The organism is Lederbergia citrisecunda (assembly GCF_018343695.1).
In the GTDB taxonomy this organism is placed as follows: domain Bacteria; phylum Bacillota; class Bacilli; order Bacillales; family Bacillaceae_C; genus Lederbergia; species Lederbergia citrisecunda.
The window spans coordinates 2,857,409-2,879,293 of the sequence record NZ_JAGYPJ010000001.1 but is presented as its reverse complement, the minus strand read 5'-3'; the positions used below and the strand labels follow the sequence as shown (position 1 = coordinate 2,879,293).

Annotated in this window: 25 protein-coding genes and 1 pseudogene; 18 read left to right on the top strand and 8 right to left on the bottom strand. The window is 38.1% G+C overall.

Going from position 1 to position 21,885, the window contains the following annotated elements:
- Nucleotides 1–74: 74 nt before the first annotated feature.
- Nucleotides 75–477, bottom strand: a pseudogene (locus KHA93_RS14090) (YdcF family protein); the annotation flags it as partial.
- A 131-nt stretch (nt 478–608) separates the two neighbouring features.
- Here KHA93_RS14090 and mobA point away from each other — a divergent pair.
- The 5 genes from mobA to KHA93_RS14065 are packed head-to-tail and all read left to right on the top strand — an operon-like array spanning nt 609 to nt 3,703.
- Complete coding sequence (gene mobA, locus KHA93_RS14085; protein WP_213111304.1) at nt 609–1,193, top strand: molybdenum cofactor guanylyltransferase; 585 nt, start codon at nt 609–611, stop codon at nt 1,191–1,193.
- Complete coding sequence (locus KHA93_RS14080) at nt 1,190–1,654, top strand: molybdenum cofactor biosynthesis protein MoaE (protein ID WP_213111303.1); 465 nt, start codon at nt 1,190–1,192, stop codon at nt 1,652–1,654. The genes mobA and KHA93_RS14080 overlap by 4 nt, the downstream gene beginning before the upstream one ends.
- Nucleotides 1,647–1,880 carry a molybdopterin converting factor subunit 1 gene (gene moaD / locus KHA93_RS14075; RefSeq protein WP_213111302.1) on the top strand — a complete coding sequence of 78 codons (234 nt, stop codon included), beginning with the start codon at nt 1,647–1,649 and terminating at the stop codon, nt 1,878–1,880. Before KHA93_RS14080 ends, moaD begins: the two co-directional genes overlap by 8 nt.
- A 5-nt stretch (nt 1,881–1,885) precedes the next feature.
- Nucleotides 1,886–2,902 (top strand): ThiF family adenylyltransferase, encoded by a 1,017-nt coding sequence (locus KHA93_RS14070; RefSeq protein WP_213111301.1) that lies wholly within the window; start codon nt 1,886–1,888, stop codon nt 2,900–2,902.
- A gap of 15 nt (nt 2,903–2,917) precedes the next feature.
- A complete protein-coding gene (locus KHA93_RS14065) occupies nt 2,918–3,703 on the top strand; it encodes a YhfC family intramembrane metalloprotease (protein ID WP_213111300.1) in 786 nt (261 codons plus the stop codon).
- A 113-nt stretch (nt 3,704–3,816) separates the two neighbouring features.
- Here KHA93_RS14065 and KHA93_RS14060 read toward each other — a convergent pair whose 3' ends face one another.
- The gene (locus KHA93_RS14060) at nt 3,817–4,143 is read right to left on the bottom strand and encodes a YflT domain-containing protein (protein WP_213111299.1); all 327 of its coding nucleotides are present in this window, start codon (nt 4,141–4,143) and stop codon (nt 3,817–3,819) included.
- Between the two features lie 505 nt (nt 4,144–4,648).
- Between KHA93_RS14060 and KHA93_RS14055 the strand changes: the two genes are divergently transcribed.
- Complete coding sequence (locus KHA93_RS14055) at nt 4,649–5,326, top strand: uracil-DNA glycosylase (RefSeq protein ID WP_213111298.1); 678 nt, start codon at nt 4,649–4,651, stop codon at nt 5,324–5,326.
- On the opposite strand, the gene speE is transcribed toward KHA93_RS14055, so the two are convergent.
- Complete coding sequence (speE, locus tag KHA93_RS14050) at nt 5,316–6,122, bottom strand: polyamine aminopropyltransferase (RefSeq protein WP_349772355.1); 807 nt, start codon at nt 6,120–6,122, stop codon at nt 5,316–5,318. The genes KHA93_RS14055 and speE overlap by 11 nt on opposite strands.
- 59 nt (nt 6,123–6,181) lie before the next feature.
- Between speE and KHA93_RS14045 the strand changes: the two genes are divergently transcribed.
- The 3 genes from KHA93_RS14045 to KHA93_RS14035 all read left to right on the top strand — a co-directional run bounded on the left by KHA93_RS14045 (nt 6,182) and on the right by KHA93_RS14035 (nt 8,028).
- Nucleotides 6,182–6,568, top strand: a complete 387-nt coding sequence (locus KHA93_RS14045; protein WP_213111297.1) for a YwdI family protein — start codon at nt 6,182–6,184, stop codon at nt 6,566–6,568.
- 21 nt (nt 6,569–6,589) lie between these two features.
- The gene (locus tag KHA93_RS14040; protein ID WP_213111296.1) at nt 6,590–6,961 is read left to right on the top strand and encodes a DUF423 domain-containing protein; all 372 of its coding nucleotides are present in this window, start codon (nt 6,590–6,592) and stop codon (nt 6,959–6,961) included.
- Nucleotides 6,962–7,185: 224 nt separating this feature from the next.
- Complete coding sequence (locus KHA93_RS14035; protein ID WP_213111295.1) at nt 7,186–8,028, top strand: sugar phosphate isomerase/epimerase family protein; 843 nt, start codon at nt 7,186–7,188, stop codon at nt 8,026–8,028.
- Between the two features lie 35 nt (nt 8,029–8,063).
- On the opposite strand, the gene gerQ is transcribed toward KHA93_RS14035, so the two are convergent.
- Nucleotides 8,064–8,486: a spore coat protein GerQ gene (gerQ, locus tag KHA93_RS14030; RefSeq protein ID WP_213112941.1), complete on the bottom strand. Its 423-nt coding sequence runs from the start codon at nt 8,484–8,486 to the stop codon at nt 8,064–8,066.
- 449 nt (nt 8,487–8,935) lie between these two features.
- On the bottom strand, nt 8,936–9,688 hold the full coding sequence (gene hemQ / locus KHA93_RS14025; protein WP_213111294.1) for a hydrogen peroxide-dependent heme synthase: 753 nt from the start codon (nt 9,686–9,688) through the stop codon (nt 8,936–8,938).
- 231 nt (nt 9,689–9,919) lie between these two features.
- Here hemQ and pta point away from each other — a divergent pair, with 231 nt between their 5' ends.
- A complete protein-coding gene (gene pta / locus KHA93_RS14020) occupies nt 9,920–10,912 on the top strand; it encodes a phosphate acetyltransferase (RefSeq protein ID WP_213111293.1) in 993 nt (330 codons plus the stop codon).
- A 29-nt stretch (nt 10,913–10,941) separates the two neighbouring features.
- A complete protein-coding gene (lipL, locus tag KHA93_RS14015; protein ID WP_213111292.1) occupies nt 10,942–11,778 on the top strand; it encodes an octanoyl-[GcvH]:protein N-octanoyltransferase in 837 nt (278 codons plus the stop codon).
- 239 nt (nt 11,779–12,017) lie between these two features.
- Here lipL and KHA93_RS14010 read toward each other — a convergent pair whose 3' ends face one another.
- Entirely contained in the window at nt 12,018–12,764 is a 747-nt protein-coding gene (locus KHA93_RS14010; protein WP_285891563.1) for an RsfA family transcriptional regulator, read from the bottom strand.
- Nucleotides 12,765–12,931: 167 nt separating this feature from the next.
- On the opposite strand from KHA93_RS14010, the gene KHA93_RS14005 reads away from it, so the two are divergent.
- Together KHA93_RS14005 and KHA93_RS14000 are read left to right on the top strand one after the other, a co-directional pair.
- Nucleotides 12,932–14,236 carry an HD domain-containing protein gene (locus KHA93_RS14005; RefSeq protein ID WP_213111290.1) on the top strand — a complete coding sequence of 435 codons (1,305 nt, stop codon included), beginning with the start codon at nt 12,932–12,934 and terminating at the stop codon, nt 14,234–14,236.
- A 39-nt stretch (nt 14,237–14,275) separates the two neighbouring features.
- Nucleotides 14,276–14,785, top strand: a complete 510-nt coding sequence (locus KHA93_RS14000; protein ID WP_213112940.1) for a YwgA family protein — start codon at nt 14,276–14,278, stop codon at nt 14,783–14,785.
- A gap of 55 nt (nt 14,786–14,840) precedes the next feature.
- Here KHA93_RS14000 and thmT read toward each other — a convergent pair whose 3' ends face one another.
- Nucleotides 14,841–15,026, bottom strand: coding sequence for a 2-hydroxymuconate tautomerase (gene thmT, locus KHA93_RS13995; RefSeq protein WP_213111289.1), 186 nt, complete (start codon nt 15,024–15,026; stop codon nt 14,841–14,843).
- Between the two features lie 125 nt (nt 15,027–15,151).
- Here thmT and KHA93_RS13990 point away from each other — a divergent pair, with 125 nt between their 5' ends.
- The 5 genes from KHA93_RS13990 to KHA93_RS13970 all read left to right on the top strand — a co-directional run bounded on the left by KHA93_RS13990 (nt 15,152) and on the right by KHA93_RS13970 (nt 19,781).
- Nucleotides 15,152–15,805, top strand: a complete 654-nt coding sequence (locus tag KHA93_RS13990) for a site-2 protease family protein (RefSeq protein WP_349772299.1) — start codon at nt 15,152–15,154, stop codon at nt 15,803–15,805.
- Nucleotides 15,806–15,850: 45 nt separating this feature from the next.
- Nucleotides 15,851–16,372, top strand: a complete 522-nt coding sequence (locus KHA93_RS13985; RefSeq protein WP_213111288.1) for a YwhD family protein — start codon at nt 15,851–15,853, stop codon at nt 16,370–16,372.
- A gap of 337 nt (nt 16,373–16,709) precedes the next feature.
- On the top strand, nt 16,710–17,396 hold the full coding sequence (locus tag KHA93_RS13980; RefSeq protein WP_213111287.1) for a response regulator transcription factor: 687 nt from the start codon (nt 16,710–16,712) through the stop codon (nt 17,394–17,396).
- Nucleotides 17,389–18,483, top strand: a complete 1,095-nt coding sequence (locus KHA93_RS13975; protein WP_213111286.1) for a sensor histidine kinase — start codon at nt 17,389–17,391, stop codon at nt 18,481–18,483. The genes KHA93_RS13980 and KHA93_RS13975 overlap by 8 nt, the downstream gene beginning before the upstream one ends.
- Before the next feature lie 458 nt (nt 18,484–18,941).
- Nucleotides 18,942–19,781 (top strand): M15 family metallopeptidase, encoded by an 840-nt coding sequence (locus KHA93_RS13970; protein ID WP_213111285.1) that lies wholly within the window; start codon nt 18,942–18,944, stop codon nt 19,779–19,781.
- Nucleotides 19,782–19,794: 13 nt separating this feature from the next.
- Here KHA93_RS13970 and KHA93_RS13965 read toward each other — a convergent pair whose 3' ends face one another.
- Nucleotides 19,795–21,795 carry a transglycosylase domain-containing protein gene (locus KHA93_RS13965; RefSeq protein ID WP_213111284.1) on the bottom strand — a complete coding sequence of 667 codons (2,001 nt, stop codon included), beginning with the start codon at nt 21,793–21,795 and terminating at the stop codon, nt 19,795–19,797.
- Between the last annotated feature and the right edge of the window lie 90 nt (nt 21,796–21,885).

Below are 21,885 nucleotides of genomic sequence, written 5' to 3'. Positions count from 1 at the left end.
TCGCGGGTCGTTAATTTCCATTCAACGACTTTTGGTGTTTTTGCCGCCACGGCATCTGACTCTAAATCTAGTTGCCGCGCAATTTCTCGGGCCCGAGCGAGATGATAATCGCTAGTAATGATCGTAACAGAGTTAACGGAAGCAGGGAGGAGTTTCTTGGAAAATTTAATATTTTCATAGGTGGAAGTTGATGCTGTTTCGAATTAAACGATCTTCATCGACGCCATTTTCTATGAGATATTGTTTCATTGCTTCTGCTTCAGATATATCTTCATCAGGACCCTGTCCTCCAGATAAAATTAATTTTACATTTGGATGGACTTTTGCATAATCTAGAGCGGCTTCAAGTCTGTAACGCAAAGAAAGTGATGGGACCTCGCCATTTACTTTTGCACCGAGAATAATGGCATATTCATATTGTCCATTTGCTATTGGCAACTTGCCAGCGATTATCCAATTTCCGGTTTTTATCCACATCGTTATACCGAATACGGCAAAAGGCAGTATACATAGTAATATCTTTTTAAATTTCATCTAAACTCACCTCATACTTAAAGAATATAAGACTTCTTCCCAGTAGTAAATCTATTTTTAAAGGGGGCGATTATGTGAATACGATTATTTTAGCTGGGGGAAAATCAAGTCGCATGGGTGAAAATAAGGCTTTAATGAAAATAGGCGGAAAACGAATAATTGATCGATTGATAGAGGAATTTATTCCAGTTTCGGAAAAGGTCATTATTATCGCCAATGAGGAGCTTCCCCAAATAGATGATTCGGTTCTAATCTTAGAAGATTCAGAGACATTTAAAGGTCAAGGACCACTAGCTGGAATGTTAACTGGCTTTACTGCCGCGGGAGAGGGATTATGCTTTGTTGTTGCTTGCGATATGCCTTTAGCTTCCAACAAATTAGCAAGGCAGTTAGAACAAACAATCATTGACAAAAAAGTAGATGCGGTTATTCCTGTAGCAGATGGACAAATCCATCCTTTATTTGCTGTCTATAACACTAGGATTCTTAAAGACGTAATTGAAACTCTAAAAGACGATAAAAGGGCAGTTAAATCTTTGCTCGATCGTATTGAGGTTGAGTATATTGAAATTGGAAATTCATCAGTTTTACGGAATATGAATACTAAAGAGGATTACTTAGAAGCGAAAAACATAATTGAAAGGAGAGAACTTCATTGAATTGTGAAATCACTAGGGACCCTATCAAGATAGAGGAAATATACGCCAAAGTGGTGAGAAGGGAAGCAGGGGCTATTACTACTTTTATTGGAACCGTTCGCGAACTTACACATGGCAGAAAAACGCTGTATTTGGAATACGAGGCATATGAAGCAATGGCATTGAAAAAGCTTGAACAAATTGTAGCGGAAATGAAGGAACGCTGGCCAGAAGTAGAAGCAGCAATTTCACATAGAATTGGACGGCTAGAAATAAGTGATATTGCTGTTGCGATTGCTGTTTCTTCACCACATCGTCCAGAAGCATATGAAGCAAATCGCTACGCCATTGAGAGGATTAAAGAAATTGTTCCAATTTGGAAAAAGGAACATTGGGAAGACGGGGAGCAGTGGATTGGCAACCAACAAGGAACGAAGGAATATGTGGATGGGAAACCGGAGGAGGCAGAGTTAATTGAATAAAATTTTATTATTTGCCCATTTAAAAGAGCAGGCTGGGAGCAGTAACCTAACTTTTGATGTTTCAGGAAAAACTGTAAGGGAACTGCGTGATTATTTAGAGTCAGAAACAGATTTAGGTAGCTTGGCTGGAATAATGATTGCCATCAATGAAGAATTTGCTACAGATGAAACGGTAATAAACGAAGAAGATGTGATTGCATTAATTCCACCGGTAAGCGGGGGCTAATAAGCATGGATCGATATTCTCGGCAAATATTATTTAAAAAAATTGGTGAAGAAGGTCAAAAGGAAATTGCCAAAAAGCATGCACTTATTCTTGGAGTAGGAGCTCTAGGTACACATACTTCGGAGACACTTGCTAGAGCTGGTGTAAGAAAGCTAACCATAATTGACCGGGATTATGTTGAAATGAGCAATCTACAAAGACAGCATCTGTTTACGGAAGAAGATGCACTAAAAAAATGGCCGAAAGCTGAAGCGGCAAAAAAAAGATTGCAGCAAATAAATAGTGAAGTTGATATTGAAGCAATCGTTGCCCAGGCTGATGCTGCATTGGTAGAAAGAATCATAGAAGATGTCGACCTTTTAATAGATGGAACCGATAACTTTGAAACAAGATTTTTAATGAATGACATTGCACATAAGTATAATATCCCTTATATTTTCGGTTCCTGTGTCGGAAGCTTCGGTATGGCATTTACGATTATTCCTGGGGAGACTCCATGTTTGCAATGTTTATTGAAAAAATTGCCTTTACAGGGGCAAACATGCGATACCGTTGGAATTATCGCGCCAACAGTTCAAATGGTTACGGCACATCAAAGTGCGGAAGCCTTAAAAATTTTATCTGGTAATCGCGACACGGTGCGAAAAACCTTTGTTTCGTTTGATCTTTGGGATAATGAATATGTTTCACTAAAAACTGGGGCACTCAAAGATAAAGCTTGTCTTTCTTGTGGGGAAGACTGTACTTATCCATTTTTACAAGCGGATGCCAATACGAAAGTGGCGGTTTTATGTGGTAGGGATGCAGTACAAATTAGACCGGCTGAAGGGGAGTCGCTTTTATTGGAACAACTTGCTGAAAGGTGGCGTTCAGCGGGATATGAAGTTGGAGGGAACCCTTTCTTACTTTCAATCGTAAAAGAAGGAAGAAGTTTAGTCTTTTTTAAAGATGGTCGTGCTCTCGTTCATGGCACGAAAAATCTAGACGAAGCGAGGAGAATCTATCATTCTTTAATAGGTTAAGGAAGGAGTAGTAGTATGGTAAGTTCTGGGACGCTTGTTTCATTGATTATGTCATTTATCATTGCAATTGGTACACCTATATTTTTGCTTGTTTTTTTCAAAAAAAGATACAAAATATCGCTGATTGTATTATTGATTGGAATGGCAACGTTTTTTCTATTTGCTTCGGTTTTGGAAGGACTTCTACATAGCTATTTCCTAGTATGGAATAAATCAACGAAACAGTTTTTCGAAAATCCATGGCTTTTCATGCTATATGGAGGACTAATGGCTGGTATTTTTGAAGAAACAGGCAGATTTATTATGATGAAGTTTGCTTTGAAAAAATATCGGGAGTGGAAGGACGGACTGGCGTTTGGACTTGGACATGGCGGGATGGAGGCCATTCTATTAGTTGGAGTTAATAGTATTGTGATGATTGTTTTTGCATTTATGATTAATAATGGAACGTTTGACTCATTGCTTATGAGTGATCAAACAAAAGAAGCGATGACTCCAATTAAGGATCAATTGACGAATGGTTCATCCTTTATCATTTTGCTAGGTGGGATAGAACGATTAAGTGCACTTTCAATTCATCTTGGTCTTTCGATTCTCGTGATGTATGCAATCAGGAGTCGAAAAATCTTGTTTTTTTTCTTAGCGATTATCATTCACGCAGTTTTTGATTTCCCTGCGGCTCTTTACCAAGTAGGTGTGATTAAAAATATTTATATAGTAGAGCTATTGATTGCAATTATCGCAGCAGGTTCAATTTACTGGGTTGTGAAATCAAGAAAATTATTTAAGGACGAGATGTAAGAGTTTTTTGAGTGTATTATTTCCCAGACTGTCTTGAAAACTCTGTATTCGGGCGTTTTCCAACAGTCTGAGGGCTGCCAGTTAGAAGTATGGCAGCCCTCATTAATCAAACTTTAGTGTTGAGTTGTTGCAACGATGACAACTTGTCCTTGGTCGAGAACTCTTTCGTATTGTTCCGCTTCTGCTTCCGTCAATCCGATTGCTTCAAATTTAGCGCGAAGCTCGTCTCCTCTTTTTCGGAAGACATTGCTGACTGAATCAAGAACTCCGAGCTCTCCCACTCCTACTGTTCCGGTATCTGTAACGTCCGTCAAATCCTTTGAACGTTCTTCATCATGAGCAAATAAAAATATATCATCTTGCTTAAATCCCTTGGCTGTCAATTCATTGATGATATTTTTCGCCTCTAGACCATTCTCGCAAACTCTGACGGTATTCATACATTACATCTCCTTTTCTAGTAAATGAAGAAAGTATAAGTTTATAATAGGTCTATCATTTTGAACTTATACTTACTTGTCCAGCTGCAGCGCCTATCGACTAGCAAACTTCTTGTCCTTCTCCCTACGATAAGTCAACTTCGATTCGCTTTGCAGATCCAGCTGCATGCTCCAGCCCCTCGAGGTTAAATAACCTGAGTCAATAAAAGTCAAAAAGCGACTTTTTTTGCCTCAGAACATTTGCTTGTCGGGGCTAATCAGGCGCCATCCGCTTTTCAAGGCTCATCGTGTTTCCTTTATCTCAGTCGAAGGCCAAAATAGGTACAAACCCCCACGTCTTGTGGCGACGTCGACGGACCCACATCCTGTGGGCCTGTACGTCGATAAGCAAGGCGCTTCCACTTTTCTAATAATAAATGGACACTATTTATATAACCGGATACATTTTAAATGAAACATTTTTTGGGTAAAGAATAGAGAATTGAATGATGAAAGAAGGGACAACATGAAGAACATTTTAAAAAATGATTGGGCTCCATTGCTAGAATCGGAGTTTCAAAAGCCATACTATGAAAAGCTTTGTGCTTTTTTAATCGAAGAGTACTCAAAGTTCACCGTTTATCCAGATCAGAAAGATATATTTAACGCTCTCCAATACACACCTTATGAAAATGTAAAAGCTGTTATTCTTGGTCAAGACCCATACCATGGACCTGGACAAGCACATGGTCTTAGTTTTTCCGTCAAACCAGAAGTACGAATTCCACCTTCATTGCGGAACATATTTAAAGAGTTAAAGGATGATATTGGGTGCGAAGTTCCAAATAACGGGTACTTAGTAAAGTGGGCAGAACAAGGAGTCCTCATGCTTAATACGATTTTGACTGTCAGAGCAGGGCAGGCATTTTCTCATCGAGGAAAAGGGTGGGAGATTTTTACGGATAAAGTCATTTCGTTGCTTAATGAAAGGGAGAAGCCAGTTGTCTTTATTCTATGGGGGCGTCCAGCACAAGAAAAAATCACGCTTATTAATACGAAGAAACATAAAATCATCCAATCCCCGCACCCTAGTCCATTTGCCGCTAGGAAGGGCTTTTTTGGCAGCCATCCTTTTTCAAAAACGAATGAGTATTTGCAGGAATTGGATGAAACGCCCATTGATTGGCAAATTTCTAATATTTAATTTTCTCGGAAAGAAATTCTGGAAGTTGAAAACTATTTATCATTATCTCTTTATTGAAATATTTAGTCCCCAAGTCAGGAAGCGGATCATTGCTAATTGCAAATGGAGATTTTGAGCCAATGGTAAAACTCCAAAATCCACCTGGATACGTAGGAACAACTGCATAATAGACATCAGCATAAGCAAATAATTCTTGAAAGCTGTTGAATGTTTTTCTAGTAATGTTTGGTTGGAACAAGGGTGATTGGCTTTGACAAACTAAAATACCATCATCCTTCAACGCATTTTTAAGATGTTGATAAAATTCGATTTCAAATAATTGTTCAGCTGGTCCTTCAGGGTCAGATGAATCCACGATAATCACATCGTATTCCAGTTCAGCGTTTTTAGCGAACTCAATTCCATCAGCAAAAATAAATGATACACGAGGATCGGAAAGGTTTCCGGAGACTTCAGGCAAAAGCTTGCTGCACGCTGTGACGACAAGCTCATCAATTTCAACCATATGAACTTCCTTGACGGAGTGCTTCGTTACTTCTTTCGCCGCGCCGCAATCTCCTCCTCCAATGATTAACACTTTTTCAGGATTTTTATGTAAAAAGAGAGGGACATGCGAAATCATTTCATTATAAATATGCCCATCCAATGCAGTGGTTTGAACGACTCCATCCAAAATTAACATTCGCCCAAAATCATAGGAATCAGCAATCATGACATGCTGAAAGGTGGATTTTTCCGAAAAGATGATTTCTTTTAGACGATAGCTAACAGTTAAATTTCCTCGATCTTGTTCAATCAGCCAATAATCTGAATCTATTTTTTGAATCCATTCGACGAAACATCACGCCTTTCCATATGAATTTATTTTTTGATTTTTATCGTAAAAATGCCTATGCTGTTATTGTAGCAAATGAAAAATGCTTAAGCGAGGAAGCGAATGGCGCACCATTTGTAAATGGAATGACTGGAGTTGTCGGAATGAGTATTTCATATAAAACGTTGCTGGAAAAAATGGAGATTGAGATAAGAAAAGCTAGGGATGCAAATGGAGAGCAGGAGCTAAAAGGGCATTTATATGCAGTAAAAGCTCTCGCTGAATTGGCATTAGAGGGAGAAGTTGGAGGCAGCATTACAACACAACAAAACACGGTTCCTGAAAAAATCCAAACTATTTCTGTCCCTAGCCAAGAACGAGTTAAAATGGATGACGAAGCGAATGGAGATTCTTTATTTGATTTCTGACTTATTATGGGGTGATTAATTATGAAAGTCTTTATTATTATTGGAGCAATTAATGCATTTTTAGCAGTTGCATTGGGCGCATTTGGTGCTCATGGTTTGGAAGGGAAACTTGAGCCGAAATATTTAGAAGTTTGGAAAACTGGGGTTACGTATCAAATGTTCCACGCCCTTGGTCTAATAGCTATTGGAATTATTGGTAGAAATATACCTGTTTCCTCTCTTTTATCATGGTCTGGATGGACAATGCTCATTGGAATCATCCTTTTTTCAGGAAGTCTATATATTTTGAGTACTTCGGGAATAAAGATATTAGGAGCAATTACGCCATTAGGAGGTATAGCGTTTCTTATATCGTGGGTACTTCTAATTGTGTTTGCAGTAAAACATCTTTGATATCTGAGTAATAAACACCTTGTATTGTAAATGGGCAAGGTGTTTTTTTATATGTTCTGCTACTACAGTCTTTAAATGAGATTTTTAAAATACTTATTCGCAGGGGATTTTGTGCTTTGCATAGAAGTGTATTTAGAAGGTGATTAAGTAAAAGTAATTTTGATTATTGATTTTTTTTTACAAAAGATTGGTAGAAAGGAAAGTGTATCAATATGAAACTAGGCATGTACTCTGTTGAAATGAAACGCCCTACAACAGGGGAGTTATTTAGAGCTATTAACGATGCGGGATTCTCTCAAGTACAATTTGATTTTTCTTCGGTTTGTGATGAACAGATGCCATTAAGGTTCGAACCAAATCTCATACAAGAGATAAAAACACAATCTGAGAGAAATAAAGTAGAAATTGTTGCAGTAAATGGAACCTTCAACATGATACACCCTTCTACACAGGAGAGGGAAAATGGAAACAAATGGTTCGCCTCTGTAGCAGAAGCGAGTCGGGAGTTAGGTTGTGAATTCGTAACACTATGCACTGGGAGCAGAAATACAAAAAGTATGTGGGCATGGCATGAGGATAACCAAGAATTTAAAGCGTGGGAAGACATTTTGACTTCCACTGACAAGGTATTAGAGCAAGCAGAGCGATATGATTTAATTTTAGGTATTGAATGTGAACCGAATAACTGCGTGAATTCTCCAGAAAGGGCTAGACAACTATTGGATACATTCAGGACTCCTCGTTTAAAAATTATCATGGATATCGCGAATCTTTTCCAAAAAGGACAAGCTCAAAAGGAAAACGTTAGACCAATCATGGACAATGCTTTTAATCTATTAGGTAATGACATTTATCTTGCACACGGTAAAGATATAAAAGAGGGAGGAAACTTGATTCCTACATACGCTGGGGACGGAATTGTAGATTTCGAATATTTTTTAGAAAAGTTGGACCAGGTCGATTATACTGGCGGTATGCTTCTGCATGGAATTCATGATGAAAGCTTTTTTTCAGAAAGTGTGGCATTTATAAATGATGTAATTGATAAACATAAAAGAACGCCTTGAAGTATGGACCTATCAAGGCGCTTTTACTTTTCTAATTATCTTGGCGGGGAAGATGCAAGAGGGCCAGCGCCAAATGGATATTCATACTCAATTGGCTCGTCAAATGTTACAAAGTCAACGTACACCATAGGGATTAAGTATCTTTTGCCTGTCTGAGGATCACTCAAAATAAGATGATCTCTTCCTGCTGCTTCAATAATTCCATTAAATATTTTTGCATTCCATTCTTTGTTGTGTTCAAAAGTACTGTTAACATGGACAAGCCTGCCTTTGTTCAGACGTAAAATATTCTCTATGTAAGATTCCTCTATTGGCAGCATGCCCGGGACATTGACTCCGCCTTTAGCAGCTATGCCAGTAGGAACTTGCATAGGTTGTTGGTAAAATCCTGCTGGATATTGGGGTTGTGCTGGAAACGGCATTTGTTGCCTTTGAGCTTGAGGATAATATCCGGCCATGTTTTGATATGGATTTGTATTTGACAAATTACTCCCTCCTTAAAAATTCGATGCCTTTTCCTTATTGCAACAATGAATGTTTGGGTAGGAATAATGATAAAAGCACCAATTTTATTCACTCTTTCATTACTATGCAAAAAGGAGGGCTCGTATGCAGTACTTCATTCCGGGAAACTAGCAGATGCAAAGAGAAGCTACCGCAAAGGTTTATTCATGATAATGTATGGTTTTTTATGGTTGGCCCGAGACTCTTGTAGTAAAGTGGAGACTCCAGAGCGGAAAGCGAAGGGTCTGTAACGCAGATCAACAATTACGTTTATATTGTATTTATTTTTAAAGAGGGTCTTCCGGAAAACGACTCTTGGAACAGAAACCCACATTCATGTTTAACAAAACTGAATAAAAAACAGCCTTCACTCCGATAATCTGGAAAGAAGACTGTTTATGTATTATTTAATATATAAAAATTTCTCTAAATCGTTATCTTCAAGAATGTTACCGACGAAGAACGATCCGAATTCACCATAGCGTGCACTTACTTCATCAAATCTCATTTCATATACGATCTTTTTGAATTGTAGAGCTTCATCAGAGAATAATGTAACTCCCCATTCATAGTCGTCAAATCCGACAGAACCACAAATGAGCTGTTTAATAACTCCAGCGTACTTTCGTCCAATCATACCATGGCTGTACATTAATTCTTTTCTATCTTCCATGGAGAGCATGTACCAATTGTCATTTCCTTGACGACGTTTATCCATTGGGTAAAAGCAAACATGCTTTGTTTTCGGTAAGATTGGATATAGACGTCCGCGAACATACGGATTTTGGTAAGGATCTTCATTTGACTCCTTAGCCATATAATTACTCAATTCCACAACTGAAACATAGGAATAGGTTGGTATGGTATATTCAGCAATCGTTAATTTATTGAATTCATTTTCAAGTTCATTCAATTCTTCCAATGTTGGACGCAAAATCATCAACATGAAGTCCGCTTTTTGGCCAACAATTGTATAGAGGGCATGACTGCCTTCTTTTCGATCTTGCACAGCGTTAAGTTTATCTAGATATTGAGAAAATTCATGAATTGCCGCTTGGCGTTCATCACTTGAAAGTTGTTTCCACGAAGCCCAATCCATCGTTCTAAAATCCTGCAGTGTATACCAACCATCTAGTGTTTGTGCTGGTTCACTCATTTGGATCAACTCCTATTTCTAATCATTTGAGATTCATTCTAGCCTTTTAGCTACTAGAATAAACTATATCATAATTTCTCACAGGTAGCTTCATTTACGAGCTATGTAAAAATATTGTCAAGAATACACAGCATTTCATTATCAATCTGACGAAAATGGGTATATGCTTAAGGAGAAGATAATGATAGAAAGCCATCAAGGTTATACTACTTTTATCAGGAGGAAAATGCCATGGTTGACTTGAATCATGAGTTGTTTGGAATTTTAAAGGAAAAAGCGCGAGGCTGGGACCGGAAAATTGTTTTTCCTGAAGCTTTGGATCCTAGGGTTCTTGCAGCGGCAGGAAGACTTGCGGCTGAAGAAGTATTGACACCGGTTTTGATCGGAAGCTTGGAAAGAATCCAAGAAAAAGCAGATGAAATGAATATTTCTCTCGATCGCATGGAAATATATGATCCTGCTAAATATGTGGAAATGGATCAAATGATAGCTTCTTTCGTTGAAAGGCGAAAAGGTAAGGAAACTGAATCAGAAGCACAAACTTTACTACTTAATGAAAATTATTTTGGAACGATGCTTGTATATATGAATAAGGCACATGGATTAGTTAGTGGGGCTGTCCATTCAACTGCGGATACCGTACGGCCAGCTTTACAAATCATTAAAATGAAGCCAGGACTTGGTAAAACATCGGGTGTGTTTATTATGGTAAAAGGTGAAGAACAGTATGTGTTTGCAGACTGTGCCATTAATATTGCACCTCAAGCCCAAGATTTAGCTGAAATTGCGGTTGAAAGCGCCAAAACAGCGACCATGTTTAATATTGAACCTCGTGTTGCGATGCTTAGTTTTTCGACAAAAGGGTCTGCTGTGTCTGAAGAAACGAAGAGGGTTGAAGAAGCCTTGCAATTGGCGCGCGAAATGAACCCCGAATTAATCATTGATGGAGAGTTTCAATTTGATGCCGCGATCGTTCCATCTGTTGCGAAGAAAAAGGCACCAAATTCTCCTATTCAAGGTGATGCTAATGTCTTTATTTTTCCAAGTCTTGAAGCAGGTAATATTGGGTATAAGATTGCCCAACGACTTGGAGGATTTGAAGCGATTGGTCCAATATTACAAGGGTTAAATTCACCAGTAAACGACCTTTCTCGAGGATGCAGCGAGGATGATGTGTACAATCTAGCACTCGTCACTGCGGTTCAATCTCTTGAAAAAAAATAATCGTGCCGGTTTGAAGGAGTTTTACGTACATGTCAGGTAGTAATCAACTTTTACAGCAAAGAGAGTGGAGAATTATCGATCAATCAAGTGTGAATCCGCATTTTCATGCGATGCAATCATTTGCGATTGACGATACCCTTTGTATGTCGGTTGGAAGTGGATATTCTTCACCAACAGCGAGAGCGTGGGTTCACACTAATACTCTAGTATTAGGAATACAAGATACGAAACTTCCAGCATTGCAAAAGGGGCTTGACTTTCTAGCTTCAAAAAATTATGAGGGAATTGTCCGTAATTCAGGAGGGCTTGCTGTCGTTCTTGATGAGGGGGTACTCAATCTTACTCTCATTTTCCCGGATTCTGAAAAAGGCATCGACATCAATCGTGGCTATGATTCTATGTATGATCTCATTCGCCTTATGTTCAAAGACTTTCCGCAAACGATTGAAGCTCGTGAAATAGTGGGGTCTTATTGTCCTGGAAGCTATGATTTAAGCATTGATGGGAAAAAATTTGCAGGTATTTCCCAGCGACGCATTCGAAAAGGAGTCGCCGTTCAAATATATCTTTGTATAACAGGTAGCGGACGGAAACGAGCTGAATTAGTTCGTGATTTTTACACATATGCAAGATTCAATGAATCGTCCAAATACCATTTCCCGGATGTACGGCCTGAAGTCATGGCCTCTTTGTCGGAATTATTAAAGGTTGAATTATCGATTCAAGATGTGATGCTACGTTTTCTTCAATCGTTGCAAGGCTTAGCTGGAAAATTGTATTCTAGCGGGTTGCAAGGTAATGAGCTCGAATGGTTTCAATCCTATTACGATCGGATGATTGAAAGAAATAGTAAAATAAAGCCGTGAGTGAGAACTCACGGCTTTCCCTTATGTCTAGCTCCAGCACCTATCGATTAGCAAACTTCTTGTCTTTTTCCCTACGATAAGTCAACATCAACTCGTTCTAACGAACTCTTTGTGTTTCCTATATCAGTCAAAGGCCGAAAGAAGAACGTCGACTAAAACCGCCACGTCCTGTGGCACTGTCGACGGACCCGCATCGTGCGGGTCTTACGTCGATAAGCAAGGTGCTTTCGCTAATCTATTTATTCCGCTAATTTTTCTAGATTTCCATTTCTGTCCATTTTAAATGTATTCGCAGGACGCTCCTCTTCGTCGAATAGTACGAGCTTTCGAGCGCGGTTTAAAATTTTCATCAATGTCTCATAGTCTTCTTGCATTGTTTCAGAATTATCTTCAAGCTTGGATACTTGTTTCTTCAATGATTCATTTTCTTTTCGTAGAGCGGAAATTTCTCTTTTTAATCTCTGATTCTCACTTCTTAGTACATCTAAATGAATCTCAGAACTTTGAAACGTCTGTAGATATGAAATTATTTTTTCCATGTTAATTCCTTCACCAGATTGTACAGTTGCAGGTACAGGCAATAAGTTGCCTGTTAGTGGAGCCAATTGGGAAATTGTATCCTCTTCTCCTATTTCTTCAGTGTACATGTCGAATGTATTTGCTTGACCCGATGAAGGTTCTACTTGACTCTCATTAATTAGCGCGACTGGCGGCTGATAAAGTAGTTTCTTCTTACCACCTTGTTCTTTTCCAAGCATTCTGTGGCGTTGTTTTCGTTGTTTTTTAGCTAAATCTAGCGCTTTTTCGTACTGATGGCGCACAACTGCATTCCATCTAAAACCACAAGCTGCAGAAGTTCGATTCAATCTATCACCGACTTCTTCAAATGCGTTTAACTGTGTACTTCCCTCACGAACATGTCTGAGCACTGTTTCAGCCAAAAGCAAATCATTTTCTTCCGTCCAAGCATCTTGACGTGTTTTCATCATTTTCAACTCCCATTTATTTTCTTTTTATTCCGGTAAGTATAGGATGGACAACAAAGCCAAGTTATATACCAAAATGGCAATAAATTAATAGAAACTTATGCGCTTTATAAAAAAAATCAAAACCGATATAATGTAAACATGATAGATAGGAAGAGGGTTTGTAGATGCAGCATTCCAATGTTAAATTAAGCGAGGAAAAAGTTTTCAAAGACCCTGTTCATCGTTATGCTCATGTTCGAGATAAAATAATTTGGGATTTAATTGGGACAAAGGAATTCCAACGACTCAGAAGAATCAAGCAGCTTGGAACGACATATTTGACATTTCACGGTGCAGAGCATAGCCGTTTTAATCATTCGCTTGGTGTTTACGAAATCGTACGGCGAATTGTGGATGACGTTTTTAAGGGGAGACCTGAATGGAATGAAGATGAAAGACTTCTATCTCTTTGTGCTGCCCTTTTACACGATCTCGGGCACGGTCCGTTTTCCCATTCATTTGAAAAAGTGTACCATACAGACCATGAGTTTTTTACAAGGCAAATCATTCTTGGGAATACTGAAGTGAATGCTGTTCTTCGGCTTGTCAGTCCGGACTTTCCACAAAAAGTGGCAGATGTCGTTGGAAAGACGTATGAAGATAAGCTCGTTGTCAGTTTAATATCAAGTCAAATTGATGCCGATCGAATGGATTATTTACAGCGTGATGCATATTTTACTGGTGTTAGCTACGGTCACTTTGATATGGAACGAATCATGAGGGTTATGAGGCCCCGTGAGGATCAAGTCGTCTTCAAATCAACGGGGATGCATGCTGTTGAAGATTATATTATGAGTCGATATCAAATGTATTGGCAAGTCTATTTTCACCCTGTAACGAGAAGCGCAGAAGTTATTTTGACAAAAATTTTGCAGCGTGCCAAAGCCTTATACGAAAACTCGTATACTTTTAAGTATGAACCGACTCACTTTATTTCTCTCTTTGAGGGAAATGTGACTTTAGAAGATTATTTAAAATTAGATGAAGCTATTATTTTGTACTATTTTCAAATGTGGGAGGACGAAGAGGACTTTATTCTCCGTGATTTGTGCAATCGATTTATGAATCGCAATCTACTGAAATATGTGGAATTTGATCCTGCGCGAGAATATAAATTATTGGGTAATTTGGATGAGCTGTTTCGGGAAGCGGAAATTGATCCCGACTATTATTTAGCAGTCGATTCTTCTTCGGATTTACCTTATGATTTTTACCGACCTGGCGAAGAGGAAGAACGTCTCCCAATTCACTTACTCATGCCTAACGGCGAGTTGCGTGAATTATCAAGGGAGTCAACGATTGTACAAGCGATTTCGGGAAAAAGACGAACAGATCATAAATTGTATTACCCGGAAGATATCCTCTTAGACCAATCGAAACATGGAAAGATCAAACAGCAAATATTATCCATCTTAAAGAAACATGGATAAATCATTACTGAAAAATCAAGCAGGAGTTGAATGTTTGTCATGTTGAATGACCATCTACGATTAATGAATATATTTGCTGTGTCAGGAGAAATAATCGGTCGTAAAAAGCTACAAAAGATGGTTTATATTGCGAAAAAATTGAATTTCCCTTTTCAAGAGAAATTCGAGTTTCATTTTTATGGACCATATTCTGAGGAATTGACATTACGTGTAGAGGAACTATGCAATTTTGGCTTTATAGACGAGATAAAAGAAGAGAAGAACGGATTTGCTCATTATAAATATAGGGTGACTGATGCGGGGCAGGAATTTTTGGAATCATATCAAATGGATCTTCCGAATTTAAAGGAATGTTTTGCGAAGATGAACGGGAAAAATGCGCGTTTTCTTGAATTAGTGTCGACCGTTTTATACTTCGATTCATTAGCAAAGCCTGAAGTGGAAGAAAAAATCCATGTTTTAAAGAGTGAGCAATCATATACTAAGGAAGAAATTGAAGAATCCTATACATATATTGAGGACTTGAAGAATATGACCTTCGCGGGTTAAGTGATTAAGATGTGGGCATCAGCTAAATGATAAGCATGCTGATGCCCAAAAGTTTCTATTCGTCACTCAATCTTTTTCCACCAACGGCATAATGATTTTTGCTCATTTCTTCAATGAAAACAACGACTTTTTCTGCAGAAGCTCCAGTTGTTTCGACGACAGCAGCAGTTACTTTTTCCACCAATGCTTTTTTCTGTTCTTCATTTCTTCCTTCTAGCATTTTTACAGTTACGTAAGGCATTTTATAAATTCCTCCCACTAAATATGTATTCAAGGAAAAGTGTATTCGTTTTTAATAATCGAATCAATAAGAATATATTTGCTATAATGTTTCTAAACGAGACAATTATAAAAGGAGTTGGATACGTGGAGCGTTTTCTTAGATTTCCTTTGGAACAAATTCCGTTAATTGCAGCGGTATTATTAATCGCTTTTACCGTGCATGAATTTGCACATGCCTATACAGCATATAAATTAGGAGACTCAACAGCGAAAGACCAAGGAAGATTAACATTGAATCCCATCCATCATTTGGATCCGATTGGAACATTGCTCATATTCATCGCAGGATTCGGTTGGGCGCGCCCTGTTCCAGTAAACAGATATCACTTTAAAAATCCTCGTCTGGGCGGGATATTGGTATCTTTAATGGGGCCATTAAGTAATTTTCTGCTTGCTATTATCGGAACAGCTATTTTAGCTTTCCTTATCATGTCAGGTATAGCTGCTTCATTGCCGCCATTGCTTATACAATTTTTCAATTTATTTGTTTACTTTAACGTATTATTATTTGTTTTTAATTTACTACCGCTTCCGCCGTTAGATGGTTATAGAATTTTAGAAGATCTTGTCCCACCTTCAGTAAGGGCGAAAATGACGCAATATGAACAATTCGGTTCATTATTATTTATCATTCTAGTCATAACACCGCTAGGGCGATATACGATTCATCCAATTATTTATACGGTAGTGCCGTTTTTTATTAAAAGTCTTCAGAATGTGTTTACGATGTTTTTATGAGGAAAAGCTTAAAAGTGAACATTTTAGTGTTAGGAGGTATTTTTTGTGGAACAAGGGAAGAAAAAACTAGAATTTAATATTATTAAAAATGACCCAACAGATGGACATAAAGGTTTCGGCATAGGCTCACTTAGTTTGGATAATATTACTCCTATTATGATAGATGTAGAAGAAGGCGAAGTATGGATTGAGCTTCAGGCCATGCATGCTCGAAGTAAAACAGAACGTGGAGTTAGGTACGTAAAAAGTCTTGACGAGCTTTTGACGGACTATCCGAAAGAAGATACAAAGAAATACTGGATCATTTGGGTAGCGGTCGATCGCAAACCGGAAGGACCGTATTACGCAGGGGTTACTGCTTGCGAATTATATATCAACCGACCTGCGCGCAGAGGCTATAAATCGATGCCTGAACATGTAAATCATATGGATAAGGCCATGAAAGGAACCATCATTGTTCATAATATGGACGAGGAATCAAGAAAAAATCTCGGTATCTTTTTAAAGCAGCATGACGCAGAAATATGGGAACGATCAAGTGAAGAGTTGAAGAAAGAATTGGCTTGACCCAATTGTAATATATGAACAATCTATGACATTTGCGAAATATAATAGTGTGTGCTTGCCGATTGTAAGGAAAAAAAGTAAACTTACATATAGTTTGTACAAAAATACAAACTAGGACAAAGAAAAGCGGAGGCTCCTGTACATCGACGTACAAACTTCAGGGTCTAAGACTTGCGATAAAGGGAACACAATGAGTCCGAATGGACGAATCAATGTTGACTTATCGTAGGGAAAAGGACAAGGAGCTTGTTAGTCGATAGGCCTGCTGCTTTTCACCAAAACCTGAGGCCGCACACCTCAGGTTTTTTTATTGATTGATTATGTAGGTGGTGAAGCTATGGTAACAATCCTGATAGCAGATGATGAGAAAGAGATTGCTGATTTAGTAGGGTTTCATATAGAAAAAGAAGGCTACCAAGTTATCAAAGTTCATGATGGAATGGAAGCGCTTCAGACTGTTCAAACCAGAAAGATTGATTTAGCTATACTAGATATTATGATGCCCAAATTGGATGGTTATGAAGTCATTCGCCAAGTTCGAGAGCATTTTGCGCTACCTGTCATTTTTCTAAGCGCCAAAACATCCGATTTAGATAAAATTACAGGACTTGTCATGGGGGCAGACGATTATATGTCGAAGCCGTTCAATCCAATGGAATTGGTGGCTCGAGTCAATGCCCAGCTTCGCCGTTCAAAACTTTTAAACCTAGCGAACGGGAGAAACCATGAAGTAGAAGTTGGTGGATTGGTTATTAATCCAGATGAACGCACAGTGAAACTTTACGGTGAATTAATTGAGTTAACACCAAAAGAGTTTGATATTTTATATTTATTAGCAAGCTACCCAAAAAAGGTTTATAGTGTAGAAAACATCTTCCAGCACGTGTGGGGAGAAGATTATTATGAAGGCAGTAATACGGTTATGGTACATATTCGTGGCTTACGAAAAAAATTAAAAGAAGACCAGCACAAAAATAAATTCATAAAAACCGTTTGGGGAGTAGGGTATACATTCAATGGGTAAAATGATGCGCAGCTTTAGAACGCAAATGATCATTCGTTTATGTTTCAGTATGTTATTGGCAGGCGCTATTACTTTTTCTATCTATAAAATACTTCAATTCTATTATAAAAGTTCCCATGTGCAAACGGGGGAGCCTTTGGCAAATATCCGAAATACGATAGCAAAAATAGGGGATATAAATGTTTTCCTAATTATTTTTGTTCCACTTGCCATTCTATTTTTCTTCTTGCTTACAAAGTCTTACGCAACATATTTTAATAAAATTTCAACTGGCATACATCATCTTGCAAATGGAGATTTTAATAAACGCGTGCATATTTCAACGAATGATGAATTTCGAGCGATAGCTGAAGATATTAATAAAGCTGCGCAGGAGTTAAAGGAATCTTTACAAAGAGAAAATCTTGCCGTCAGCAGTAAAGAGCAGCTAATTGTTAACTTAGCCCATGATTTGCGTACTCCGCTTACTTCGGTTTTGGGATATTTAGAATTGCTCATGAAGGATCAACATATAACTGAAGATCAAATGAAGCATTTTTTAACGATTGCCCATACGAAATCATTGCGATTGGAAAAACTGATTGATGAGCTATTTGAAATCTCTCGCCTTAATTATGGCATGCTCAAAATGGAAAAGGATCCTATTAACATTGGAGAATTACTCATACAATTAAACGAAGAATTTTATCCGAGCTTAGAAAAATATAGTTTAGTGGCTAGGGTGGAAATGGTTCAGAACCTACTAATTTTAGGCGACGGGGAAATGCTGGCGAGAGTTTTCGAGAATTTACTTTCGAATGCCATCCGTTACGGTTCCGAAGGAAAATATATTGATATAAAAGGTTATCTAGATGGAAATATGGTAGTGGTAGACGTTGTGAACTATGGAAGCTATATTCCTGAAGAGGACCTAGCTCATATATTCGATGTGTTTTATACAGGTGATCGTTCAAGATCTTTGAATCATAATAGCACTGGATTAGGATTATTCATTGCGAAAAATATTATCGAACAGCATCAAGGATCTATTACTGCACATAGCGACCCGATTCAGACTAAATTTCAAGTGTGTCTGCCTTTAAAGTAAAGAAAGTATAAGTCTTTTAAAGTCTATATTTTTAAACTTAGGCTTTAGATGTCTAGCTCCAGGCACCATCGGCTCGAGGTCAGAAACCCGCGCCACTAAAAGTCAAAGAAGGACTTTTGGCGTCTCAGAACATTTGCTTGTCGGCGATTACGTGCGCCTTGCGCTTTTCTAAAAAGTATAAGAAAGTATAAGCTTTTTATAGCCAATATTTTGGAACTTAGTCTCTCGCTGTCCAGCTCCTATCGACTAGCAAACTTTCGGTTTCTTCCTACGATAAGTCAATATCGGTTCGCTTTTTAGGCTCACCGTATTTCCGTTATCTCAGTCGAAGGCCCCGAAGTTTGTACATCGATGAGCAAGGCACCTTGCGCTTTTCTAATAATCTTAATAAAAACTTTATCTTTTCTTCCATTTTTCTTTATTAGTCTTTCCTATTATGAAGATGGAGGGAAGATACGATGAAAAAGATAAAGTGGATATTTATATTAGGGATACTGGCGTTATTATTCGGTTATAAGTTCAATGATTTACATCCGGAGGTTAACATTTCGGATGAAAAAAGTAAGAATACAACGTATATTACAATTGAAAAAGAACATATTCATCACGGAAATCTATTATTAGTCAATCATGATAACCCTGTGCAAGATATAGGCGTAAAACGAGATATTATAAATTTAATTGAGCATCAAAATCATATGCAAGGGTATCAATTGTTAGATCATAATATTAAAATATCAGAACAAGTGGCAGAACGTTTTTCAGCAATGGTCAATGCGGCTAAAAAAGACCATGTCGACCATTTTATGATTAATAGTGGTTTTCGGAGTTTAGAAGAACAAAATCAGCTTTACGAAGAGATGGGACCTGCATATGCTTTGCCGGCAGGGTTTAGCGAACATAATTTAGGACTTTCACTTGATATTGGCTCCGCGCTAAATAAGATGGAAGATGCGGAAGAGGGAAAATGGCTAGAGAAAAATTCTTGGAAATACGGATTTATTTTACGATATCCGAAAGATAAGACGGCAATTACAGGTATCCAGTATGAACCTTGGCATTTTCGCTATGTTGGTTTGCCACATAGTGCCATTATGTACAAAAAAAATTTTACTCTAGAACAATATTTAGACTATATAAAGAAGAAAAAATCAATTTCACTTCATTATAAAGGTGAAAAATATTATATTTCCTATCATGATTTTAAAAATGAACCTTCCTTAAAAATAGCTGTTACCCGGTACTATGAAATTTCAGGGGATAATAAAAATGGAGTCATCGTAACAGGATTGCAATAAAATAACGGGACCATTAATTTGGCCCCGTTAAAAGATGTTCTGTACAAATATCTTCTGGTTCGGTTCCTTTTTCAAAATAGGTAATCCTAAAGACAGGACATAAGTTCGTAGCCAGTTTTCCGTTGGATGGATCGACGGGAACTGCTGTTACGCCAGCTGGCGGCTTGAATGTATGAAGTTTTTCAGGCTGTCCTTGTATCGATTGCTCCATAAAACGAATCCACATATTTTTGGCATAAAGCTTATCAGCGGTTAAAGTGATTTCTTTACCTTGATCATATCCTGTCCAAACTACAGCTGCGAGTCCCGGTGTAAATCCAGCCATCCAGCTGTCCGATTGAGTCGATCCTGATTTCCCTGCATACACTCTACTCATTTGATTTGCGATCGATGCGCCTGTCACGGTCGCATATCCGTTTAATTTTGGATCGAACATCCCCGTCATCATTTGACTCATGATAAAGGCGAGTTCCGGCTTTAATACTTGCTCTTCCTTTTCCTCCACCTCATAAATAACTTTTCCCCGATAATCGACTACTTTTTGAATAAAGATGGGTTCTACCTTTTTTCCACCATTTGCTAGCATACTATAAGCATTTAGCAATTCCACTACTTTTACTCCGGAAGTTCCAAGTGCAAGCGATGGAACAGGAGTCATTTTTGATGTAATTCCAAATTTTTTAACAGTATCGACTAAAACTCCTTCTCCCAAAAAAAGATGAGTTTTAACCGCGTAAACATTATCAGAAACGGCCAAAGCCTGGGCCATCGTAACCTCGCCATTTGCATATTGGTTATTAAAATTATGAGGCGTATACTTGGTAGTCCCACCAAATGTAAACGTCGTTGGTTCACTTCTTATCAATGTCGATGGTGTAAAGCCACGCTCAAGCGCTGCGTAATAGAGAAGTGGTTTAAATGTAGAGCCAGGTTGTCGCACTGCTTGTGTTGCACGGTTAAATGGACTGTCATCATAATCCCTTCCCCCAATAAGAGCTGTAACAAAGCCCGTCTTTGGATCCATCGCCGCAAATCCTACTTGAATATCCGATTCTTCAGAAAATGTTACATTCATCGCATTTTCAGCAATCTCTTGTTGTCTTGGATCAAGAGTGGTAAATACCTTTAACCCACCTAGTGCTAATACTCTTTCATCCAGTCCTACAGTCGTTAAAAGTTCCTTTTTTACTACGTCGTAAAAATAAGGGGCGGAGTCAGCTTTATGATGTGGATGTATCCCTGTAAAATTCAACTTTTCTTCAGCGGCTTCACTTGCAGATTGAGCAGTAATTGTTTTCGTTTCCTGCATTGATTTTAAAATGAGCAGCTGTCTATTTTTAGCTTTTTCATAGTTAACCAGTGGCGAATAAATTCCCGGCCCTTTCGGAATTCCCATCAGCATAGCGCTCTCTGCAACAGTTAAGTCACTTGCATTTTTCCCAAAATAAAATTGACTAGCAGCCTCAATTCCGTATGCACCATGGCCAAAATTAATGGTGTTTAAATAGCCTTCTAAAATTTCATTTTTATTGTAATTTGCCTCAAGACGTATTGTATAAATGGCTTCATAAATTTTTCGTTTCCATGTTTTATCCATCGTCAAAAATAAATTTCGAGCATATTGTTGTGTAATCGTACTGGCGCCTTGCACCTTATTCATCGATTTAATATTTGCTAGAACAGCGCCGACGATTCTTTTAAAATCAAAACCAGAATGATTGTAAAAAGTACGATCTTCAATGGCGATTGCCGCGTTGATGGCAGATGGAGAAATCTCGTCGAGAGATACCCAATATCTTTTTTCGCCACTGTTGCTTTCGCCAATAACCGATCCATCATTCGCATAATATAAAGTAGATTGTGGGATGGCAAGTGGTGGTGGGCCTAATATTTTTATATAAATAAAAAATGAAAAAATAAGAGCTCCTAATGCTCCAATTGCTAAAATACTAGTAAATGTCAGCAATCGAATGGTTCGCCACTTTTTTCTTTGGGCCCTCGTTTCTGTTTCCATACTTTTTCATCACCTCAATCTAGCAATCTTTTATCATCAGTATGAAAGAAAAAGGGTTGTTTTATTCATATTTCATGGAATTTTTTAAAG